This is a genomic window from Streptomyces sp. NBC_00466 (assembly GCF_041433995.1).
Lineage (GTDB): Bacteria > Actinomycetota > Actinomycetes > Streptomycetales > Streptomycetaceae > Streptomyces.
On sequence record NZ_CP107896.1, the window covers coordinates 5,829,768 to 5,849,215 of the forward strand.

At 71.8% G+C, this 19,448-nt stretch carries 17 protein-coding genes; 14 read left to right on the top strand and 3 right to left on the bottom strand.

Annotation, left to right across the window (positions count from 1 at the left end; all coding sequences use genetic code 11):
* Positions 1–62 precede the first annotated feature (62 nt).
* The 4 genes from OG210_RS26220 (at position 63) to OG210_RS26235 (ending at position 3,415) form a co-directional block, all read left to right on the top strand.
* Entirely contained in the window at positions 63–638 is a 576-nt protein-coding gene (locus OG210_RS26220) for a transglycosylase family protein (RefSeq protein WP_328325169.1), read from the top strand.
* A 126-nt stretch (positions 639–764) separates the two neighbouring features.
* Entirely contained in the window at positions 765–2,048 is a 1,284-nt protein-coding gene (locus tag OG210_RS26225) for a glycosyltransferase family 4 protein (protein ID WP_328325168.1), read from the top strand.
* Positions 2,045–2,869, top strand: a complete 825-nt coding sequence (locus tag OG210_RS26230) for a transferase (protein WP_371538940.1) — start codon at positions 2,045–2,047, stop codon at positions 2,867–2,869. Before OG210_RS26225 ends, OG210_RS26230 begins: the two co-directional genes overlap by 4 nt.
* Before the next feature lie 330 nt (positions 2,870–3,199).
* On the top strand, positions 3,200–3,415 hold the full coding sequence (locus tag OG210_RS26235) for an I78 family peptidase inhibitor (protein ID WP_328325166.1): 216 nt from the start codon (positions 3,200–3,202) through the stop codon (positions 3,413–3,415).
* Between the two features lie 120 nt (positions 3,416–3,535).
* Here the strand turns inward: OG210_RS26235 and OG210_RS26240 are convergent, their stop codons facing one another.
* Positions 3,536–4,567 carry a phosphatase PAP2 family protein gene (locus OG210_RS26240; protein ID WP_328325164.1) on the bottom strand — a complete coding sequence of 344 codons (1,032 nt, stop codon included), beginning with the start codon at positions 4,565–4,567 and terminating at the stop codon, positions 3,536–3,538.
* A 427-nt stretch (positions 4,568–4,994) separates the two neighbouring features.
* On the opposite strand from OG210_RS26240, the gene OG210_RS26245 reads away from it, so the two are divergent.
* Positions 4,995–6,725 carry an MFS transporter gene (locus tag OG210_RS26245; RefSeq protein WP_328325162.1) on the top strand — a complete coding sequence of 577 codons (1,731 nt, stop codon included), beginning with the start codon at positions 4,995–4,997 and terminating at the stop codon, positions 6,723–6,725.
* Between the two features lie 78 nt (positions 6,726–6,803).
* Positions 6,804–7,994, top strand: a complete 1,191-nt coding sequence (locus OG210_RS26250) for an acyl-CoA dehydrogenase family protein (protein ID WP_371538944.1) — start codon at positions 6,804–6,806, stop codon at positions 7,992–7,994.
* A gap of 88 nt (positions 7,995–8,082) precedes the next feature.
* On the opposite strand, the gene OG210_RS26255 is transcribed toward OG210_RS26250, so the two are convergent.
* Positions 8,083–8,529, bottom strand: coding sequence for a cell division protein SepF (locus tag OG210_RS26255; protein ID WP_371538947.1), 447 nt, complete (start codon positions 8,527–8,529; stop codon positions 8,083–8,085).
* Between the two features lie 296 nt (positions 8,530–8,825).
* Between OG210_RS26255 and OG210_RS26260 the strand changes: the two genes are divergently transcribed.
* Positions 8,826–10,028, top strand: a complete 1,203-nt coding sequence (locus OG210_RS26260; protein WP_328325156.1) for a DUF5685 family protein — start codon at positions 8,826–8,828, stop codon at positions 10,026–10,028.
* Positions 10,029–10,136: 108 nt separating this feature from the next.
* Here the strand turns inward: OG210_RS26260 and OG210_RS26265 are convergent, their stop codons facing one another.
* Positions 10,137–11,081: an ABC transporter substrate-binding protein gene (locus OG210_RS26265; protein ID WP_328325154.1), complete on the bottom strand. Its 945-nt coding sequence runs from the start codon at positions 11,079–11,081 to the stop codon at positions 10,137–10,139.
* Positions 11,082–11,683: 602 nt separating this feature from the next.
* Here OG210_RS26265 and OG210_RS26270 point away from each other — a divergent pair.
* From OG210_RS26270 to OG210_RS26300, 7 genes are all read left to right on the top strand, one after another.
* Complete coding sequence (locus OG210_RS26270; protein WP_328325152.1) at positions 11,684–12,535, top strand: amino acid ABC transporter permease; 852 nt, start codon at positions 11,684–11,686, stop codon at positions 12,533–12,535.
* On the top strand, positions 12,532–14,295 hold the full coding sequence (locus OG210_RS26275) for an FAD/NAD(P)-binding protein (RefSeq protein WP_328325150.1): 1,764 nt from the start codon (positions 12,532–12,534) through the stop codon (positions 14,293–14,295). Before OG210_RS26270 ends, OG210_RS26275 begins: the two co-directional genes overlap by 4 nt.
* A gap of 68 nt (positions 14,296–14,363) precedes the next feature.
* Positions 14,364–15,116, top strand: coding sequence for an amino acid ABC transporter ATP-binding protein (locus OG210_RS26280; RefSeq protein WP_328335357.1), 753 nt, complete (start codon positions 14,364–14,366; stop codon positions 15,114–15,116).
* 14 nt (positions 15,117–15,130) lie between these two features.
* Positions 15,131–16,183: an LLM class flavin-dependent oxidoreductase gene (locus OG210_RS26285; protein WP_328325148.1), complete on the top strand. Its 1,053-nt coding sequence runs from the start codon at positions 15,131–15,133 to the stop codon at positions 16,181–16,183.
* Between the two features lie 17 nt (positions 16,184–16,200).
* On the top strand, positions 16,201–17,481 hold the full coding sequence (locus tag OG210_RS26290) for an NtaA/DmoA family FMN-dependent monooxygenase (RefSeq protein ID WP_328335356.1): 1,281 nt from the start codon (positions 16,201–16,203) through the stop codon (positions 17,479–17,481).
* Positions 17,482–17,485: 4 nt separating this feature from the next.
* Positions 17,486–18,313 carry a DUF1684 domain-containing protein gene (locus OG210_RS26295; protein ID WP_328325146.1) on the top strand — a complete coding sequence of 276 codons (828 nt, stop codon included), beginning with the start codon at positions 17,486–17,488 and terminating at the stop codon, positions 18,311–18,313.
* 190 nt (positions 18,314–18,503) lie between these two features.
* Positions 18,504–19,403, top strand: a complete 900-nt coding sequence (locus OG210_RS26300) for a S1 family peptidase (protein WP_328325144.1) — start codon at positions 18,504–18,506, stop codon at positions 19,401–19,403.
* The last annotated feature ends 45 nt before the right edge of the window (positions 19,404–19,448 follow it).

Sequence of the window (19,448 nt, forward strand, 5' to 3'; positions counted from 1 at the left end):
GACGGCCGCTGTCCGACGCGCGGCACGATCATCATCTGACCTGTTCTGCTTAGCGTGGCCCGATGCCGACCCCTCGCGTGTGGCCCGCCGCCCTGCTGGCCCTGCTGATCGCCCTGGCCCCGTCCGGTGCGCGGGCCACGGTGCCGCGAGTCGCCGCGGCCCCCGCCGGGGCTCCGGGTCCCGGGCCGGCGGCCTGCACCGGTGACCAGCGGCCCTGGGGGTGCATCGCGGAGTGCGAGAGCGGCGGCCACTGGGACGCCAACACCGGCAACTCCTTCTACGGCGGCCTGCAGATCCTCCAGTCGACCTGGGTCGAGTACGGCGGCCTCGCGTACGCCCCACGGGCCGATCTGGCCACCCGCGAGCAGCAGATCACCGTCGCGGAGCGGATCCTCGCCACCCAGGGCTGGGCGGCCTGGCCGGTCTGCTCCAAGCGGTACGGCTTCGACGGGCCCGGGGACCGGGTCCATGTCGTGACGGCAGGCGAGACCCTCAGCTCCATCGCCAGGCGCTACGAGGTCAAGGGCGGCTGGTCCGCGCTCTACCGGACCAACGCCCGCTCCGTCGGGGCACACCCGGACCGGCTCACCGTCGGCACCAGGCTGGCCCTGCCGGCCACGGCCCGGGGCTCCGGCTGAGGGACCCGCGGGCGCCGAGTAGAGTCCCTTCGCACGGCAGTCACGGGGGGATATCCGGGACACCGGGGGCGCCGGGGTGCCGCGGCCCCGGGCACACGGCGGCAACGCGGGGGACACGACGGCGACATGCACATCACTTTCATGCTCCACAACGCCTACGGCATCGGCGGCACGATCCGGACCACCTTCACGCTGGCCGGGACGCTGGCCCAGCAGCACGACGTGGAGATCGTGTCCGTCTTCCGGCACCTCGACCGGCCGACGCTGGGCGCTCCGGACGGCGTACGGATGAGCCATCTCCTCGATATGCGCAAGGGCAGCGCGGACTACGCCGGGGACGATCCGGAGCACGCCGGGCCGGCCACCGTCTTTCCCCGGGGCGACAACCGGTACCGCCAGTACAGCCGGCTCACGGACACCCGGATCGCCGGATATCTGAAGTCCCTGGAGGCCGACGTGATCGTCGGCACGCGTCCGGGGATCAATGTGCAGATCGCCCGCCAGGCACGGCGCGGACCGGTCCGGGTCGGCCAGGAGCACCTCACGCTCGACAGCCACAACGCCCTGCTGCGCCGCGAGATCAGGTACCGCTACGGTCTGCTGGACGCGGTCACCACGGTCTCCGAGGCCGACGCACACGCGTACCGCACCGGGCTGGCCCTCCCCGGCCTGCGGATCGACGCCATCCCCAACAGCGTTCCCGAGCCGCTTCTCCCGGTCTCCGACACCACGGCGAAGTGGGTCGTGGCAGCGGGCCGGCTGACCGAGACCAAGCGGTTCGACCTGCTGATCCGGGCCTTCGGGCAGGTGGTGGAGGTCCGCCCGGACTGGCGGCTGCGGATCTACGGCAGCGGCGACGCCAGCGGCAACGAGAAGAAGGCCCTGCGCGCCCTGATCGATGAACTCGGTCTGTACAACCACGTGTTCCTGATGGGCCCGGCCAACCCGATCGAGTCCGAGTGGGTCAAGGGTTCGGTGGCCGCCGTCACTTCGCGCCTGGAGTCCTTCGGTATGTCGCTCGTCGAGGCGATGCGCTCCGGGCTGCCGGTGGTCTCCACCGACTGCCCGCACGGTCCCCGCGAGATCATCAGCGACGGCGTCGACGGGCGGCTGGTGCCCGTGGGCGACACCAAGGCCATCGCGTCGGCCCTGCTCGAACTGATCGAGGACGACGCCCTGCGGGCCGGGATGGGCAGGGCCGCGCGCGACAGCTCGGCGCGCTTCGACCCGGCGCCGGTCGCGGCACGGCACGAGGCCCTCTTCACCGAACTGGCCGCCGGGCACGGCGGCGGGCCGTCCCGCGGCGCGCTGGGCGAAGGACTGCTGCGCGCCCGCGGCACGGCCGGGAGCAGGGCGTACGGACTGCGGCACCGGATCTCCGGTGCGGTGCGAAGGAGGAGGGCCGCATGACAGGGACCAGCGAGGACCGGCTGCCGTACGCGGTCGACTGCACGGCCGGCGCCGACGGAACCATCGGCTTCGCCGTCGCGGCGGCCGGCCCGACCGGACTGGTACTGAAGCGGCGCAAGTCCGGCGACCGGGTCCGGCTGGCGCTCACGGAGTCCCCGGGCGGACGGCCGTCCGCGGTCCTGGAGGCCGCCGCTGAGCTCGCCGAGGGGCGCTGGGACGTCTTCGCGGAGGGCGGACCGGCCGGCGAGCAGCGTGTCGAACCGGGTCTCAGGGACCTGCGGAAGCTGACCGACCGCACACCGCCTGCGGCGGCCACGACGGTGGTCGCCCGCGTCCCGTACCGCACGGCCGACGGGACGCTCGCGATCCGCAGCTGGTCCCGCTCACCGCACGCGGAAGCCGGTGAGCTCACCGTGCGGGCGGGTGCGCTGACCGTGCGGGGGCAGCTGTACGGGGCGGAGCTCGGTGCGGACGCGGTGGTCGAGGCGAGACTGCGCGGCGCACCGGGACAGGTGCACCGGGAGCCCGCGCGGGCCGGCGGGGACGGAGCGTTCAGCTGCACGCTGCGTTACGAGCCGCTGGCCGCGGGCGACGGCGAAGGGGCCCGGCTCTGGGACCTGTGGCTGCTGCCGGCGGGTGCGGAGGGGGGCGTTCCGGGCGTCCGGATCAGCCGGATCCTCGACGACATCGCCGACCGCAAGTCCGTCTTCGTCTACCCCGGTTCGCCGTGCGGCGACGGCGCGGTGCGGGCTGCCACGGCCACGCCGTACTACACGGTGGACAACGACCTCAGCGTGCGGCTCGACGCGCCGAAGGGCTGAGGGGCACGGATCCCGGTGGTGCGGATTCTGTAGGGAATTCGTGAATCAAACGGGTTCCTGCTATTTTCCTCCCCGCTCTATTCACCGGAAATTCGGCGCCCGTGTGCGGTCCGGTTCCCGCACAATTCGGGGGCGGTAATCAGCCCGCGGATCACCTTGAGTGCAATGAAGATTCGGCATGTACGGAACACCCCTTCGGGTGACGGACCACGGCCGAACAGGTGTGTTGTCGCTGTGACAGAAATGTGACAGCAGCCCGATGCCGGCGTGGTCCTGACACCGGCCCCGCCGGCCTTCCGCCACCCCGGCACGGGGCCTACGGTGGGTGTCATGGCACCCATTCCGACCCCTCCCGTACAGCCCGACGACGCCCCCGACAGCTATGTCGGCCTCGACGAGGAGCTCGCCCGGCAGCTGGCCAGGGAACGCGGCTGGTCCACCGTGAGAGCGCTGCCCACGGGCACGGTCATCACCATGGAGTTCCTGTCGGGCCGGCTCAACTTCGAGGTCGACGGGGGGAAGGTCGTCCGCTGCTGGCCGGGCTGATCCCCGCGTCCGCCGGTGCGGCGGCGCGCCCGTCCGCACGTACGAAGGCCCCGGCCGGGGAGACGATCCCGGGCCGGGGCCTTCGTACTGCGGGGGAGTCCGTGCGTACCGCCTCCGCTGTCAGGTGGAGCCGCCCGGGACCGGCCGTGTCTGGCCGGTGCGCGGGGTGCGGTCGGCGTGCGGGGGACGGCGGCTGCCGGCCGGAGTGACGGGTGTGCGGTCCGAGCGGGGGCCGTGCGCCCGCTGGAGCGAGGTGGGGTGTGTGCTGCTCCTCGGCGCACCGGAGGAGCGTCCCGCGATGCCCACAGGCTCCAGCGGCTGGCTCTCCTCGTCGGAGCCCTCGGCCCGCGGATGGCCGTGCGGGAACAGCGCGGGCTGGACGTCGACCGGTACGGGCGCGGGCGCGGCGGGCCTGCGGCGGGCGGCGCGCAGCTTCTCGCGCACCGCGAAGACCGCGGCCTCGGTGCGGCCGATCAGCGGCTCGAACCAGGGGAGGCCCAGCAGGACCAGCAGCCCGGCGGCCCAGCCGAGCAGCACATCGCTCAGCCAGTGCGTACCGAGGTAGACCGTGGTGGCCCCGACGCCCAGGGCCAGTGCGGCCGAGCCCACCGAGAGCCAGCGCCTGGCCAGCGGGGTGGTGGCCAGATAGGCCAGGATTCCCCAGGTCACGACGGCATTGGCGGTGTGACCCGAGGGAAATATATCGCCGCCGGCGAAGAGCTCGGCCGAGCCGATCTGGGTGGCGTAGTGCGGGCCGAGGCGGCCGAGGCCGAGCTTGACCGCGCCCACTGTGATGTTCAGCAGCAGCAGGGCTGCGCCGAGGGTCAGCAGGGGTCTGAGGGTGTGCTGCCGCCAGGAGCGCCAGCCTAGCCAGGCCGCGACCATCACCGCGGTGGGTCCGCGCTGGCCGAGCACCACGAAGTAGTCGAGGAAGGCATGCAGCTGGGGCCACTGCTGGTACGGCCGGAAGAGCATGACCTTCCAGTCCAGTGCCACGAGCCAGGACGTGGACAGCACTGCGACGACGATGGCCAGGTAGAAGGCCAGCGTCGAGCCGAGCAGGGCGATCCGGGTCCGGCTCATCCGCGGAATCTCTAGCTTCGGCGGTTCCGGCTCCCGGTCCAGGCGGGTAAAGATTCGGTCGATACGCACTCAATCGACGTTACAGCGAGTGAGTGACAAGGCTGGCCGATCCGGTCTCTTTGTGATGACGATGTGATGTGGACTATGTCTCACCCGCTTGTTTATTCCAACGAAATGTCGAATAGCGGTTCGGGGGTCTCGTTATATGCAAGAAGGCCCTTACGCTCGTGTTATCGGCCCTCTGGTAAAGAGTTTTGCGGTATGCGTTCGGTATTTACTTCCGGCTGCCGCTGCCGCGCCGTCGCCCCCGGAAGATCGTTTGAGCGGGTACCGCGCGGGCACGGACCAGTGCCCCGGGAGGTGACATGGGCCACGTGACCTGCGCGAGGTGTCGCGTACTCTGACGGCTCACTCGCCCGTCGAAGCCGGGCCCCGGAGTCGTACGCCCCCCGGGTCCGCCGAGCGCGAGGGACACACTGTTGTGGGAGGTACGCGCATGTCAGGGACGTCCACAGTCGGCAGGCGCCCCCGCGTCGCCGTCGCGGCCGGCGCCAACCGCTGGGTCGTTCTCGTCGTCCTGTGCGTCAGCCTGCTGCTCGTCGCGCTCGACGCGACCGTCCTGCATGTCGCGGTCCCCGCGCTCACCGAGGACCTGCGCCCCGGCGCCGTCCAGCTGCTCTGGATCGTCGACGCCTATCCGCTGGTCTGCGCCGCACTGCTGATCCTCTTCGGCACGCTCGGCGACCGAGTGGGCCGCCGCCGCGTCCTGCTGATCGGATACGGGCTGTTCGGCGCGGCCTCGGCCGTCGCGGCTTTCTCCGCCACCCCCGGGATCCTGATCGGGGCCCGCGCCCTGCTCGGTGTCGGCGGCGCGATGATCATGCCCGCGACGCTGTCCGTCCTCCGGGCCGTTTTCCCCGACCGCCGTGAACGCGCCGTCGCGATCGGGGTCTGGACCGCGGTCGCCGCGGTCGGCGCCGCCATCGGCCCGGTCCTCGGCGGATTCCTCGTGGAGCACTTCTGGTGGGGCTCGGTCTTCCTGATCAACCTCCCGCTGATGGCGGTGCTGCTGCCGCTGGCCCGCTGGGTGCTGCCCGAGTCGCGGGGCGGCACGGACGGTCCCTGGGACGTTGTCGGCGCGCTGATGGCGGCCGTCGGCGTACTCGGCGTCGTCTTCGGCGTGAAGCGCATCGGTGGCGGCGAAGGGGTCATCGGCGTCGAGACGCTCGCGCCGCTCGTCGCGGGCGCCGTGCTGCTGGTGCTCTTCGTCCGGCGGCAGCGGAGCCGGGAGCATCCGCTCATCGACATCCGGATGTTCTCCCGGCCCACCTTCACCACGGCGGTCGGCTGCATCGTCCTGGCCATGCTGGCGCTGGTCGGCCTGGAGCTGATCGCCGTCCAGTACCTGCAACTGGTGCTCGGCCTCAGCCCGCTCGCGACCGGCCTGCGGCTGCTTCCGCTCACCTTCGCCGCCATCACCTCCGGGGCGATGGGCTCTTCCGTGCTGCGCCGCGTCGGACCGCGCCGGATGGTCGGCTCCGGGTTCGTACTGACCGCGGTCGCCGTGCTCTGCCTGGTCGGGATGGGATCCCACGACGATCCGCCGCTGCTGACCGTCGCCTTCGTACTGCTCGGCTTCGGACTGCAGGCCACGCTCTTCGGGGCGTACGAGTCGATGCTCAGCGAGGCGCCCGCCGACCGGGCGGGCGGTGCGGCGGCGATCGGCGAGACCTCGTACCAGCTGGGCGCCGGTATGGGTATAGCGCTGCTCGGCAGTGTCATGAACGCGGCCTACGGACCGTCGCTCCGTTCGGTGTCCGGGGTTCCGGCGCGGGCGAGCCACCAGGCCGCCAACTCGCTGGGGGAGGCGTATCAGGTGGCCGCCCGGCTCGGCGGCCCCGCCGGGGCGGCGCTGCGCAGGGCCGCCCGCGACGCCTTCGTCCACGGGCTGCACGTCACCCTCCTGGTCAGCGCCGGACTGCTGCTGCTCGGTGCGGTCGCCGCGCTGCGGCTGCCCCGGGTGATGGAGTGCGCGGCCCTGCCAGGGGAGTGCGAGCGCGCCGACGGGTCACGCGTGCAACAGCCGGAACAGGAGGAAGAGGGCCGCGCGGCCGTCGGGCAGCCGGCGGACGGGCGGGCCCGGGAGGCCCTGCCGAAGGTGCCCGCCCCCGCCCTGGCGCGCCAGGTGTCCGCCGATGCGGCCGGGTCTGGACGACCGGGACGCTGAGCCGTAACGTCAGCGGCATCCCGTAGCTAACACTGCTAGTTTTATCCGTTGTCCGTGCGAGCCGCCGGAGGCACCCCCATGTCCGCACCGTCCAAGCTGCCACCCTTCGACGCCGCCGACCCCATCGGCCTGGACGACCTGCTCGGCGACGAGGATCTCGCGATCCGCGGCACCGTCCGCGCCTGGGCCGCCGACCGGGTCCTGCCGCACATCGCGGAGTGGTACGAGAAGGGGGAGCTGCCCGGCATCCGTGAGCTGGCCCGCGAACTGGGCTCTCTCGGCGCGCTGGGCATGTCGCTCGACGGGTACGGCTGCGCGGGCGCCACCGCCGTCCAGTACGGCCTCGCCTGCCTGGAGCTGGAGGCCGCCGACTCCGGTATCCGCTCGCTGGTCTCCGTACAGGGATCCCTCGCGATGTACGCGATCCACCGCTTCGGCTCCGAAGAGCAGAAGCAGCGGTGGCTGCCCGGCATGGCGGCCGGTGAGGTCATCGGCTGCTTCGGCCTCACCGAGCCCGACCACGGCTCGGACCCGGCCGGAATGCTGACGTACGCGAAGCGGAGCGGCGGCGACTGGGTGCTGACCGGCCGCAAGATGTGGATCACCAATGGCTCGGTGGCGGGCGTCGCCGTGGTCTGGGCGCAGACGGACGAGGGTGTACGCGGTTTCGTCGTCCCCACCGACACCGCCGGGTTCTCGGCCCCCGAGATCAAGCACAAGTGGTCGCTGCGTGCCTCGGTCACCAGCGAGCTCGTCCTCGACGAGGTCCGGCTCCCGGCCGACGCGGTACTGCCGGGGGTCACCGGACTCAAGGGACCGCTGAGCTGTCTGAGCCACGCCAGGTACGGGATCGTCTGGGGCGCGATGGGCGCCGCCCGCGCCAGCTTCGAGGCCGCGCTCGACTACTCCAGGACCCGCGAGCAGTTCGGCAGGCCGATCGGCGGCTTCCAGCTGACCCAGGCCAAGCTGGCCGACATGGCGGTCGAACTGCACAAGGGCATCCTGCTCGCGCACCACCTCGGCCGGCGGATGGACGCCGGCAGGCTCCGGCCCGAACAGGTCAGCCTCGGGAAGCTCAACAACGTGCGCGAGGCGATCGGGATCTGCCGCACCTCGCGGACGATCCTGGGCGCCAACGGGATCTCGCTGGAGTACCCGGTGATGCGGCACGCGACCAACCTGGAGTCGGTGCTGACGTACGAGGGCACCGTCGAGATGCACCAGCTGGTGCTGGGCAAGGCGCTCACCGGTCTCGACGCGTTCCGGTAGATCCGGACCCGCCGGCCGGCCCCGCCCGGTCCCGGTCGCTCCGTGCTCCGGGGGTGGTCCCCGGAGCACTGCCGGGCCCCGTCCCGGCTCAGCTCTGGTTGAAGAAGCCGCCCTCGGTGGACCGGCCCGCGGCCTCTCCGCTCACGATCTTCGTGTCGGACGGGGTCAGCAGGAAGACCCGGTTGGCCACGCGGTCGATCGAGCCGCGCAGCCCGAAGATCAGCCCGGCGGCGAAGTCCACCACGCGCTTGGCGTCGGCGGGCTCCATGGACGTGAGGTTGACGATCACCGGGACCCCGTCCCGGAACATCTCGCCGATGGCACGGGCGTCCCGGAAGCTGTCGGGCGTGATCGTCGCGATCCGCCGGCTCCTCGCCTCCCCCGCTTCGGCGGCGACCCTGACCCTGGGGTCGGTCACCCATGCCTCGGCCGGGGCCGGGGAGTCGGCGCCCTCCGTGTAATCGTCGTCGTAGTAGCGGTCTTCGTTGTCCTCGACGAGCCCCAGCCAGGCACTCGCCTTGCGTACCGATCCCATGGACGCCTCCTTTCGCCGCGGTCCTTCTGCGTTCCGCACCCCTATCGTCGTCCATGATGTGGATCGTTCGCCAAGTGGATAGTCGGCGTGCAGGGCATTCGTGACGTTACTGGTGCAGAAGTTGTGGCGGTTCGTCAGGATTCTTCCTACGTACGACTGCTGACAGAATGAAAATAGGATGTCTCCAGCCGTATGGGTGACGGTGGGGTCGTACGGGTGAGAGAGCCGCTCGCTACGATGCCTGAGGCGCCGTCACGCACCGTCCGGCACCGGTGAACGAGGCTCGGGGGAGCGCTGTGTTCGGAATCGTCAGGCCCTGTACGCACCGCCTCTCCGAGGGCCTGAAAGCGGAGTGGATGGCACATCTCTGCGGGCTCTGTCTGGCGCTGCGCGGCGATCACGGCCAGTTCGCCCGGGTCGCCACCAACTACGACGGCCTGATCGTCTCCGTGCTGACGGAGGCTCAGACGGAGCGCTCCACCGGCCAGCGGCGCACCGCCGGCCCCTGTCCGCTGCGCGGGATGCGCACCGCACCTGTCGCGCGGGGCGAGGGCGCCCGGCTCGCGGCCGCCGTATCCCTGGTGCTGGCATCGGCGAAGATGCGGGACCATGTCGCCGACCGCGACGGGCTCCTGGCGCGCAGGCCGGTCGCCGCCGCGGCCCGCCGCGTCGCCGCCCGCTGGGACCGCGCCGGTGCGCGGACCGGCGCCGATCTCGGGTTCGACACCGCGCTCCTGGTCGACGCCGTCGACCGGCAGAGCGGGATCGAGGCGCTCGCCGGACCCGGCACACCCCTGCTCACCGTCACCGAGCCGACCGAGACCGCCACCGCTGCGGCCTTCGCGCACACCGCCGTACTCGCCGGGCGACCGCGGAACGGGCCGCCGCTCGCCGAGGCCGGCCGGCTCTTCGGGAGACTGGCCCATCTGCTGGACGCCGTGGAGGACAGGGAAGCTGACGCCGCGTCGGGCGCCTGGAACCCGCTGGCCGCGACCGGCACCTCCCTCGAAGAGGCCCGCAGGCTGTGCGACGACGCCCTGCACGGGATACGTCTCGCGCTGCGGGATGCCGAATTCGCGGACGACCGGCTGGCACATGTGCTGCTCGCCCATGAACTCAGGCGCTCGGTGGACCGGGCGTTCGGCGGGAGCTGCGCGCACCAGGCGCCCGGACCGTTCGGCCCGCCGCCGCCGGGATTCGGCCCCGATGCGCCGGAACACGGCGGTCCGGGCGGGCCCGGCGGCCACGACGGGCACGGTCACCAGGGCGGCCCCAAGCGGGGCTTCCTGGCGGGGTGCGCCGTCGCAGCCGGGCTCTGCTGCACCTGCCGGGTCTGCTGCTCATCCGAGTTCGAGGGCCCTTGGTCGGGCCGCAAGCGCGAGGGCTGCTGCAACGACTGCGACTGCGGTGACTGCAGTGGCTGTGACTGCGGTGGGTGCGACTGCAGCGGCTGCGACTGTGACGGCTGTGACTGCTGCTGCCCCTGCGACGGCTGCTGACCTCGGCCGCCAGTGGTGTGGGCGGACAGTAGTGCGGCGCCGTCAGTGGTGTGCGTCGCCAGCAGTGAGGCGCCGTCAGTGGTGTGCGCCGTCAGCGGTGCGGCGCGGCTATCTGATCTCCGGCGGTGAGATCCGCGACTCCTTGATCCCGGACGGGACGGTGCCCCACTTCTTCAGAATGCGCCGGTATGTACCGTCCTTGATCAGCTGGTTCACCGCGGCCCGGAAGGCAGGCGCCAGCGGGGTCCCCTTCTTGAAGGCGAATCCGACATCGAGCCGGTGGAACTCATTGAGGAACTTCAGCCCCGGCTGCTGTTCGACGGCGAAGCGCAGGCCGTTGATCGTCGACATCACCACATCGCTGCGGCCCTGCTGGAGCGAGCCCCAGAGCGCGGCGGAGTCCGCATACGTCTGGACCTGGTAATCCTTCTTACCCGCCGCCGCGCACCGCTTCTTCGCCGCATCGAGTGTCGCCTCGAACGTGGTGCCCGCGCCGGTCGCCACCTTCAGGCCGCACAACTGCGTCAGATCGGTGACCTTGCCCAGACCGCTGTCCTTGCGTACGGCGAAGCCCTGGCCGTCGTTGATGTACGTGACGAAGTCGATCACCTTGCGGCGCTCGTCGGTCACCCCGAAATTGCCCACGCCCAGGTCGAATTTGCCGCTGTCGAGCGCGGGCAGAATCGTCTCGAAACCGGCGGCCTGGCGTTTCAGCCTCAGACCGAGCGTCCTCGCGGCGGCGTCCGCGAAGTCGATGTCCTGGCCCACCATGGTCCTGCCGTCGGGCAGATAACTGGTGCCGGGCGGGGCTCCGCCGACGGCGGTCGCCAGGGTGAGCGTGCCCCCTTTCCGTACGTCGGCGGGGAGCAGCGCGACGGCCGCCCGGTCCGGGCGGACGTCCGACACCACGTCGCGGGTCGGGAGTGCGGCCGACTTCGCCACGGACTTCGAGCCGCCGCCGGTGGCCGCCGGGTCGCCCGATCCGCAGGCCGTCAGGGCCAGGGCGGCCGCGGTGATCAGGGCTGAGGCAGCGCCTCTTCGGGTCTTGCTCATGACGTCGGTTTCTCCAGATGCGCACGGCACGACCGCCGTTCCGGCCCTGGTCCGCGAACCGCGCATGATGGAGTCACGGGTTCACGAAACCACCGGATCGCCGGCGCGACAGGGCAGGAGGGAACGGCGGAGGGGCCCACAGGGACAGGTGGACAGGGGAAAACGCGAGGGGAGTGGTGGGGAAAGCGCTGCGCGGGTGAAGGCGTGAGGGATCAGCGCGATGCCGCGGCGCGGGCGCGGGACGAGATCGCGTGAAAGAGGCCCGGAAAGGGCGCGGAAATGAGACCGGAGACGATACGCGGAGGAAGCACGCGCAGCGGGAGAGCGCGGGGGTCAGCTCAACAGGAGGAGGACCACACTCGACCGAAGTCGATGTGGGAGCGCGTGACCAGCCACTGCTGCGGATGCATGGCCTCAGTGGAACAGGCATCCGTAACCCCGTCAACTGCCGCCGGACGTAACGCCCACAGTGTGGACACCCTTGACAGCGCACCTGAACAGCGCCGTAATCTCGGCAGCGGACCGTGCTGAGGGGCTCGGTCCGCTGCTGCACCGCGTGAAGGCATCACCGTGTTCGATCTCTGTATCCACGGAGCCTTCTCATGTCCGCGTCGTCAGACACCCTTCCCCAGCTCTCCCAGGCACCACCGGCCGACGACGGCCCGGTGCCGCGCATCGTGCCGGTCCGCCGCACCGGCCAGTGGGCGGCGGCCGCCGTCGTGCTGGTGCTGCTCGCCGGCGCCCTCACCTCCGTCGTCCGCAACGACGCCTTCCAATGGGGCGTCGTCGGTGACTACTTCGCCACCACCGCCGTACTGCGCGGTCTCGGCCTGACCCTCTGGCTCACCGCCGCCGTCATGGTGCTCGGCTTCGCGCTCGGCACCCTGGTCGCCGTGGCACGGATGTCCGCCAACCCCGTTCTGCGCGCGGTCGGCTGGGGATACATCTGGCTCTTCCGGTCGACACCGATCCTGGTGCAGCTGCTGTTCTGGTTCAACATCGGAGCGCTCTACCCGCAGATCCTGGGCGTCCGGACCGTCGACCTCCTCGGCCCGGTCACCGTCGCCATCGTCGGACTGACCCTGCACGAGGCGGCGTACGCGGCAGAGGTCGTACGCGGCGGCATCCTCTCCGTCGGACGCGGCCAGACCGAGGCGGCCGAGTCGCTGGGGCTGGGCCGTTGGCGCAGGCTGCGGCGGATCGTACTGCCGCAGGCCATGCGGTCGATCGTGCCGCCCGCGGGGAACATGCTCATCGGCACGCTCAAGGGCACCTCGATCGTCTCCGTCATCGCCGTCCAGGACCTGCTCTACTCCGTGCAGCTCGTCTACCACCGCACGTACCAGGTCGTCCCGCTGCTGCTGGTCGCCACCCTCTGGTACGCGCTCGTCACCTCGGTGCTCAGCGCCGGGCAGCACTACATCGAGCGGTACTACGCGCGCGGTGCCCGGTGAGGGCGTCCGTTGCGGTGGTCGGAGCCGGTCCGCGCGGCACCGGATTCCTGGAGCGGCTCGCCGCCAACGCCCCCTCGCTGTACGGGAACCGGCCGCTCGACATCCATCTGATCGACCCGTACCCGCCGGGCGGCGGACGCATCTGGCGCCAGGACCAGTCCCCGCTGCTGTGGATGAACTCCATGGCGGCCGACGTCACCATGTTCACCGACGCATCCGCGCAGCCCCTGGAAGGCCCGGTACGTCCGGGCCCTGACTTCGCCGAGTGGTCCGGGGCCGACCCACGGTCCTTCCCCACCCGGCAGCAGCAGAGCGGCTATCTGCGCTGGGTGTACGAGGAGGCCGTGGCCGCGCTGCCGCCGGGCTCCGCCGTACGCCGGCACCGGACGCGCGCGGTACGGATCAGCGGCCCCGCCGACGGCCGCCAGCAGGTGTGGCTCGACGGGGAGGCCGAGCCGGTCATCGCCGATCTGGTGGTGCTGACCATCGGCCACCTCGACGCGGACCCCGACGAGGAACAGCGTGAACTGGCCAGGTTCGCCCGGCGGCACGGGCTCGTCCACCTGCCGCCCGCCTTCACCGCGGACACCGACCTGTCGGTGCTCGGCGCAGGTGAGCCGGTCGTCGTCCGCGGCTTCGGCCTCGCCTTCGTCGACCTGATGGTGCTCCTCACCGAGGGGCGCGGCGGCCGGTACGACGCACGGGGGGAGTATCTGCCCTCAGGCCGGGAGCCGGTCCTGTACGTCGGATCGCGGCGCGGAGTGCCGTACCACTCCAAGATCGGCTACGGCTGGACCGGTGAACGCCCGCCGCTGCCGCGGTTCTTCGGCCCCGAGCAGGTGGACGCCCTGCTCGCCGGGCCGGGACCGGTCGACTTCGACCGCGACGTACGGCCGCTCATCGACCGGGAGCTCGGATTCGCCCACTACCACCGGCTCTTCACCGCGCACCCCGGCCGCACCACCGTCGACTGGCCGGTCTTCGAGGAGAAGTACGCCGCCGCCACCGCGCCGGAACTGGCCGCGCTGGCCGAGGACGCCGTCCCGGACCCCGCCGACCGCTTCGACCCCGCGGCGCTCGACCGGCCGCTGGACGGCGTACGCCATGACTCCCTCGACGCGCTCCAGGAGAGCCTGCGCTGCCACATCGAGGCCGGCATCACCCGCCGCCACGACCCGGCGCACAGCCCGGACCTGGCGGTGTTCCTCGGACTGCTCTCGGTCTACGGGCAGTTGACCCGCCTCGGCGACACCGGTGAGGGCGGCGCCCGCTGGCACGGATTCTTCAGCTATCTGGCGTCGGGCCCGCCCGGCCCGCGGCTGCGCCGGCTCCTGGCCCTGTCCCGTGCCGGTGTGGTGCGGTTCCTCGGCGCGGGCATCACCGTCACCGCCGACGAGAGCCGCGGTGTGTTCAGCGCGGGCAGCGCGAGCGTTCCGGGGGAGCGCGTCGAGGCCCGCGCCCTGGTCGAGGCGAGGCTGCCCGCGCCCTCGCCCGCACGCACCCGCAGCGCCCTGCTGAACGGGCTGTACGAGGACGGGGCACGGTCCAGCGCGGCGGGACTGCTCGTCGTGGACCCGGCCGACGGGCGGGTCGTGGAGCGCGGCACGGGGCCGCATCCGCGGCGTTTCGCACTCGGCCCGCACACGACGGCCCGTTCGGCCGGCGCCTTCGCCAGGCCGCACACGAACGCCCCCGCATTCCGGCAGAACGACGCCACCGCGCGCGCCGCCCTCACCTTGCTCAAGGAGTCCGCACGATGACAGCGAGCCCGACGAAGGCCGGCCCGACGAAGGCCGGCCCGGCGAACGCATCGGACCAGGCCCCCGCCATGGTCGAGATCAGGTCCGTGCACAAGAGTTTCGGTCCTCTCGAAGTGCTGCGCGGGATCGATCTGACGGTCCGTACCGGTGAGGTGGCCGTCGTTCTCGGCCCGTCCGGTTCGGGGAAGTCGACCCTGCTGCGGACCATCAACCACCTGGAGAAGGTGGACCGCGGCTGGATCAGCGTGGACGGCGCCCTGGTCGGCTACCGCCGCTCCGGCGACCGCCTCCACGAACTGCCGGAGCGCGAGGTGCTCAAGCAGCGCACCCGGATCGGCTTCGTCTTCCAGAACTTCCATCTCTTCCCGCACCTGACCGTGCTGGAGAACATCACCGAAGCCCCCGTGGCCGCCCTCGGGAGGCCACGGAAGCAGGCCGAGGCGGCCGCGGCGGAGCTGCTGGCCCGTGTCGGACTCGCCGACAAGGCGTCCGCCCACCCGGGCAGGCTCTCCGGCGGACAGCAGCAGCGGGTGGCCATCGCCCGCGCGCTCGCCCTGGAGCCGAGCCTGCTCCTGTTCGACGAGCCCACATCCGCTCTCGACCCCGAGCTCGTCGGTGAAGTCCTCGATGTCATCAAGGACTTGGCCGCACGGGGCACCACGATGATCGTCGTCACCCATGAGATCGGCTTCGCCCGGGAGGCCGCCGACACGGTGGTCTTCATGGACGAGGGGCGGATCGTGGAGCAGGGCCCGCCCGCCGCCGTACTCGACCACCCCGAGCACGAGCGGACCCGCGCCTTCCTCTCCAAGGTCCTGTGAAAGGACTCCTGACCATGCCAGTGTCCCGACCCCTCCACCTCGCCGCCGAGATCGGCGGACGGCCGCAGTACGACGCCGGGTACTACACCGGCCTCGCGCGCCTCGCCGAGCGCGGCACCCTCGACTTCATCACCCTCGACGACTCCTTCGCACGGCCGGGACCCGACGCCCCGGCCGTGCTCGCCCGCGTCGCGCCGGCGACCGGACGGATCGGCCTCGTACCGGCCGTGACCACCACCCACACCGAGCCGTTCCACGTCTCGTCGGCCGTCGCCACCCTGGACTGGGTCAGCCGCGGCCGGGCCGGCTGGCGCGCCGCGGTGTCGGAGACCGCGGCCGAGGCCGCCCTCTTCGGACGGCGTGACGCCGCACCCCGCGCCGACCTCTGGCACGAGGCGGGCGAAGTCGCCGACGTGGCGGCCAGGTTGTGGGACAGCTGGGACGACGACGCGGAGATCCGCGATGTGGCCACCGGCCGCTTCATCGACCGCGACAGGCTGCACTACACCGACTTCACCGGCCGTACGTTCTCCGTCCGGGGACCCGCCATCGTGCCCAGGCCGCCCCAGGGCCACCCCGTCACGGTGGTCGACGGAACCGGTGCGGCGGCCCGCGAGGCGGCCGTCCGGCACGCCGATGTCGTACTCGTACGCGCCGACGACCCGCTCACCGCCCGTACGTTCAGGGAGGAGATCAGGAACCGGGCGGCCGCCCACGGCCGCAGCCCCGACCAGCTGCGCGTCCTGGTCTCGCTCCCGGTCGAACTGCACACCGGCGCCGACGCGGTGGGCCTCGCCCGGCTGATCGCCGACTGGTACGAGCAGGACGCGGCCGACGGCTTCCATCTGCTCCCGGCCGATGTGGAGCGCGACCTCCCGCTGATCGTCGACGGCACGGTCCCGGTGCTCCAGCACCACTGCCTGCTGCGCCGCTTCTATCCGGGCGCGACGCTCCGCGAGCATCTGGGGCTGGCGCGCCCCGCGGGCCGGTACGCACAGAACCCCGCGGGCCGGTACGCACAGAACCCCGCGGGCCGGTACGCACAGAACCCCGGGGGACGGCCGTGACCGCACAGCAGAAGCAGATGCATCTCGCCGCCCACTTCCCGGGCGTCAACAGCACCACCGTATGGACCGATCCCCGCTCGCGGAGCCAGATCGAGTTCTCCTCCTTCGAACATCTCGCCCGGACCGCCGAGCGCGGCAGGTTCGACTTCTTCTTCCTCGCCGAGGGGCTGCGGCTGCGCGAGCACCAGGGGCGCATCCACGATCTGGACGTGGTCGGCAGACCCGAGTCGATCACCCTGCTCAACGCACTGGCAGCCGTCACCGACCGGCTCGGTCTGGCCGCGACCGTGAACGCCACCTTCAACGAGCCGTACGAACTCGCCCGCAGGCTCGCCACCCTCGACCACCTCAGTGGCGGCCGGGCCGCCTGGAACGTGGTCACCTCGTCCGACGCCTTCACCGGCGAGAACTTCCGGCGCGGCGGCTATCTCGACCGGGCCGACCGCTACACCCGCGCCGCCGAGTTCGTCGCGGCGGCGCGTGAACTGTGGGACTCCTGGACCCCCGACGGCAGCCCGCGGCCCTTCGCCCACAAGGGCCCGCACTTCGACATCGCGGGCGAGTTCACCGTCCCGCGCTCCCCGCAGGGCCATCCTGTCGTCATCCAGGCAGGAGACTCGGACGAGGGCCGGGAGTTCGCGGCGTCGTCCGCCGACGTGATCTTCACCCGGCACGGCACGCTCGACGCGGGACGCGCGTTCTACGCCGACACCAAGCGGCGGCTGGCGAAGTACGGCCGTGAGCCGTCGGAGCTGAAGATCATGCCGGGTGTCAGCTACGTCCTGGGCGACACCGCGGCCGACGCGGAGGAACGGGCGGCGGTCATCCGCGAGCAGCAGGTCTCGCCGCAGAACGCGATCCTCGCCCTTGAGCAGATCTGGGGCCGGGACCTCTCCTCGTACGACCCGGACGGGCCGCTGCCCGAGATCGATCCCGATCCCGGTTCTGCTGTCGTGCAGGGGCGTGTCAGGGTGGCCGATCCGGTGGCCGTCGCCGCGAAGTGGCGGGCGCTCTCGCAGGAGAAGGGGCTGTCCATCCGGCAGACGGTGATCGAGACCACCGCGCGCCAGTCCTTCATCGGCACCCCGGACGCGGTGGCCGCCGAACTGCACGCATTCGTCCGGGCGGACGCGGCCGACGGGTTCATCCTCGTCCCGCATCTCACCCCGGGCGGACTCGACGACTTCGTCGGCCGGGTCGTACCGCTGCTCCAGGAGCGCGGGGTGTTCCGCACCGAGTACACCGGCCCGACGCTCCGCTCCCACCTCGGTCTCGCCGAGCCGGTATGGAAGGGTTGATCCCATGACAGAAGGAACGGGCAGTACCGATGGCCCCACGACTGCCGAGGACGCAGGACCGGCCGGCTGGCGGGCGTGGCACGAACAGCGCACGGCGACGGTCTCCGCGCCCTACGGTCCACTGGCCCTGACCGGCACCCACTGGCTCGACGACGCGCCCGACGGACGGATTCCGGGCGTGGCCGGCCACTGGGAGGCGGCCGGCGACGAGGTGGTGCTGACGGCCACCGCCGATGACGGGCTCTCCCTCGACGGGAAGCCGTTCACCGGACGCGCCGCGCTCACCGCCGACCACGCCCCGCCCGCGCAGGCCCGCATCGCCCAGGGCGGCCGGCGTCTGGTCGTGGTGCGCAGGGAAGGGCTGTGGGCGGTCCGGGTCTGGGACCCGGACTCCGCGAACCGGCGGGCGTTCGCCGGGATCGAGGCCACGCCGTACCACCCGGAGTGGGTGCTTCCGGGCCGCTACCGGCCGTACGGCGCGAGCCGCACCGTCCAGGTGCCCAACGCCGACGGCCGCGACCGCGGTCTCGGTCTCTCCGGCGAACTCGCCTTCCACGTGGAGGGCGACGAGCACACCCTCCAGGTCGCGCAGGAGGAGGACGGCTCGCTGTGGGCGGTCTTCGCCGACACCACCAGCGGGACGAGCAGTTACCGGTTCCGCTTCCTGCGGCCGTCCGCACCGGCGGCCGACGGCACGGTGAGTGTGGACTTCAACCGCACGCTGCTGCCGCCCTGCGCCTTCGCCGAGCACTTCATCTGCCCCTTCCCGCCGCCGGGCAACACCCTCCCGGTCGCGGTCACGGCGGGTGAACGCACAGCGCGTACACGCTGATCCGCCGCCTGGGGCCTCTCGCGCCGGCGGTGCCCGGCCGGGAGGCCCTCTTGCGCCCGACGGCCGGGGCACGTTGTACTCCGGGCAGCGCGTTTGTCAGGGACACGGCGGGAGTTCCGCCGTGTCCCGGCCTGCGCCTCATGGGTCCCCCCACCGAAGGACCCGCGGATTCCCCTCCGGAGGAACTGATATGAGGATCAAGCGCACCACCCCCCACAACGGCCCCGCGAGACGCGGCCGGCTGATCGCCGTGGCGTCGGGCCTGCTGGTCGCGGCCGCACTCACGGTCCCGACCGCCCACGCCGAGCAGTCCACGGCGTACAGCCCCCAGCAGCTGACAGCCGCGAGCAACGCCGTGCAGGGCGCTGATGTCGCGGGCACCGCCTGGTACGTCGACAAGGCGACCGGCACCCTTGTCGTCACCGCGGACAGCTCGGTCTCAGCGGCGGAGATCAGCCGGATCAAGCAGCGGAGCGGGGCCAACGCGGGCGCGATCCGCGTCGAGCGCACCTCCGGCACCTTCAGCAAGCTCCTCAAGGGCGGTGACGCCATCTACACCTCGCAGTGGCGCTGCTCCGTCGGCTTCAACGTACGCAGTGGCTCGACCTATTACTTCCTCACCGCGGGGCACTGCACCGAGGGTTCTCCCGCCTGGTACACCAACTCGTCGGACACGACGAGCATCGGCCCGACGGCCGGCACCAGCTTCCCCGGCAACGACTACGGCATCGTCAAGTACACCAACTCCGCCGTGCCGCACGACGGCACCGTCGGCAGCCAGGACATCACCAGCGCGGGCAACCCCACGGTGGGCCAGACCGTGACCAGGACCGGCTCCACCAGCGGTACCCACAGCGGCAAGGTCACCGCGCTGAACGCCACCGTCAACTACGGCGGTGGGGACGTCGTCTCCGGACTCATCCAGACGACGGTCTGCGCCGAGCCCGGTGACAGCGGCGGCCCGCTCTACTCGGGCACCAAGGCCCTGGGTCTCACCTCCGGCGGCAGCGGTGACTGCACATCGGGCGGTACGACCTTCTTCCAGCCCGTCACCGAGGCACTGAGCGCCTACGGGGTCAGCGTCTACTGACGGCCGGGCCCCCTCGGGTGGCTGTCGCCGCCCCCGCCGACACAG

Excerpts from the sequence above, each read along its gene's own strand:
- OG210_RS26220 (WP_328325169.1), top strand. The coding sequence starts at position 63 with ATGCCGACCCCTCGCGTGTGGCCCGCCGCCCTGCTGGCCCTGCTGATC.
- OG210_RS26230 (WP_371538940.1), top strand. The coding sequence starts at position 2,045 with ATGACAGGGACCAGCGAGGACCGGCTGCCGTACGCGGTCGACTGCACG.
- OG210_RS26300 (WP_328325144.1), top strand. The coding sequence starts at position 18,504 with ATGAGGATCAAGCGCACCACCCCCCACAACGGCCCCGCGAGACGCGGC.
- OG210_RS26245 (WP_328325162.1), top strand. The coding sequence starts at position 4,995 with ATGTCAGGGACGTCCACAGTCGGCAGGCGCCCCCGCGTCGCCGTCGCG.
- OG210_RS26290 (WP_328335356.1), top strand. The coding sequence starts at position 16,201 with ATGCATCTCGCCGCCCACTTCCCGGGCGTCAACAGCACCACCGTATGG.
- OG210_RS26265 (WP_328325154.1), bottom strand. The coding sequence starts at position 11,081 with ATGAGCAAGACCCGAAGAGGCGCTGCCTCAGCCCTGATCACCGCGGCC.
- OG210_RS26285 (WP_328325148.1), top strand. The coding sequence starts at position 15,131 with ATGCCAGTGTCCCGACCCCTCCACCTCGCCGCCGAGATCGGCGGACGG.
- OG210_RS26235 (WP_328325166.1), top strand. The coding sequence starts at position 3,200 with ATGGCACCCATTCCGACCCCTCCCGTACAGCCCGACGACGCCCCCGAC.
- OG210_RS26255 (WP_371538947.1), bottom strand. The coding sequence starts at position 8,529 with ATGGGATCGGTACGCAAGGCGAGTGCCTGGCTGGGGCTCGTCGAGGAC.
- OG210_RS26225 (WP_328325168.1), top strand. The coding sequence starts at position 765 with ATGCACATCACTTTCATGCTCCACAACGCCTACGGCATCGGCGGCACG.
- OG210_RS26295 (WP_328325146.1), top strand. The coding sequence starts at position 17,486 with ATGACAGAAGGAACGGGCAGTACCGATGGCCCCACGACTGCCGAGGAC.
- OG210_RS26270 (WP_328325152.1), top strand. The coding sequence starts at position 11,684 with ATGTCCGCGTCGTCAGACACCCTTCCCCAGCTCTCCCAGGCACCACCG.
- OG210_RS26280 (WP_328335357.1), top strand. The coding sequence starts at position 14,364 with ATGGTCGAGATCAGGTCCGTGCACAAGAGTTTCGGTCCTCTCGAAGTG.
- OG210_RS26250 (WP_371538944.1), top strand. The coding sequence starts at position 6,804 with ATGTCCGCACCGTCCAAGCTGCCACCCTTCGACGCCGCCGACCCCATC.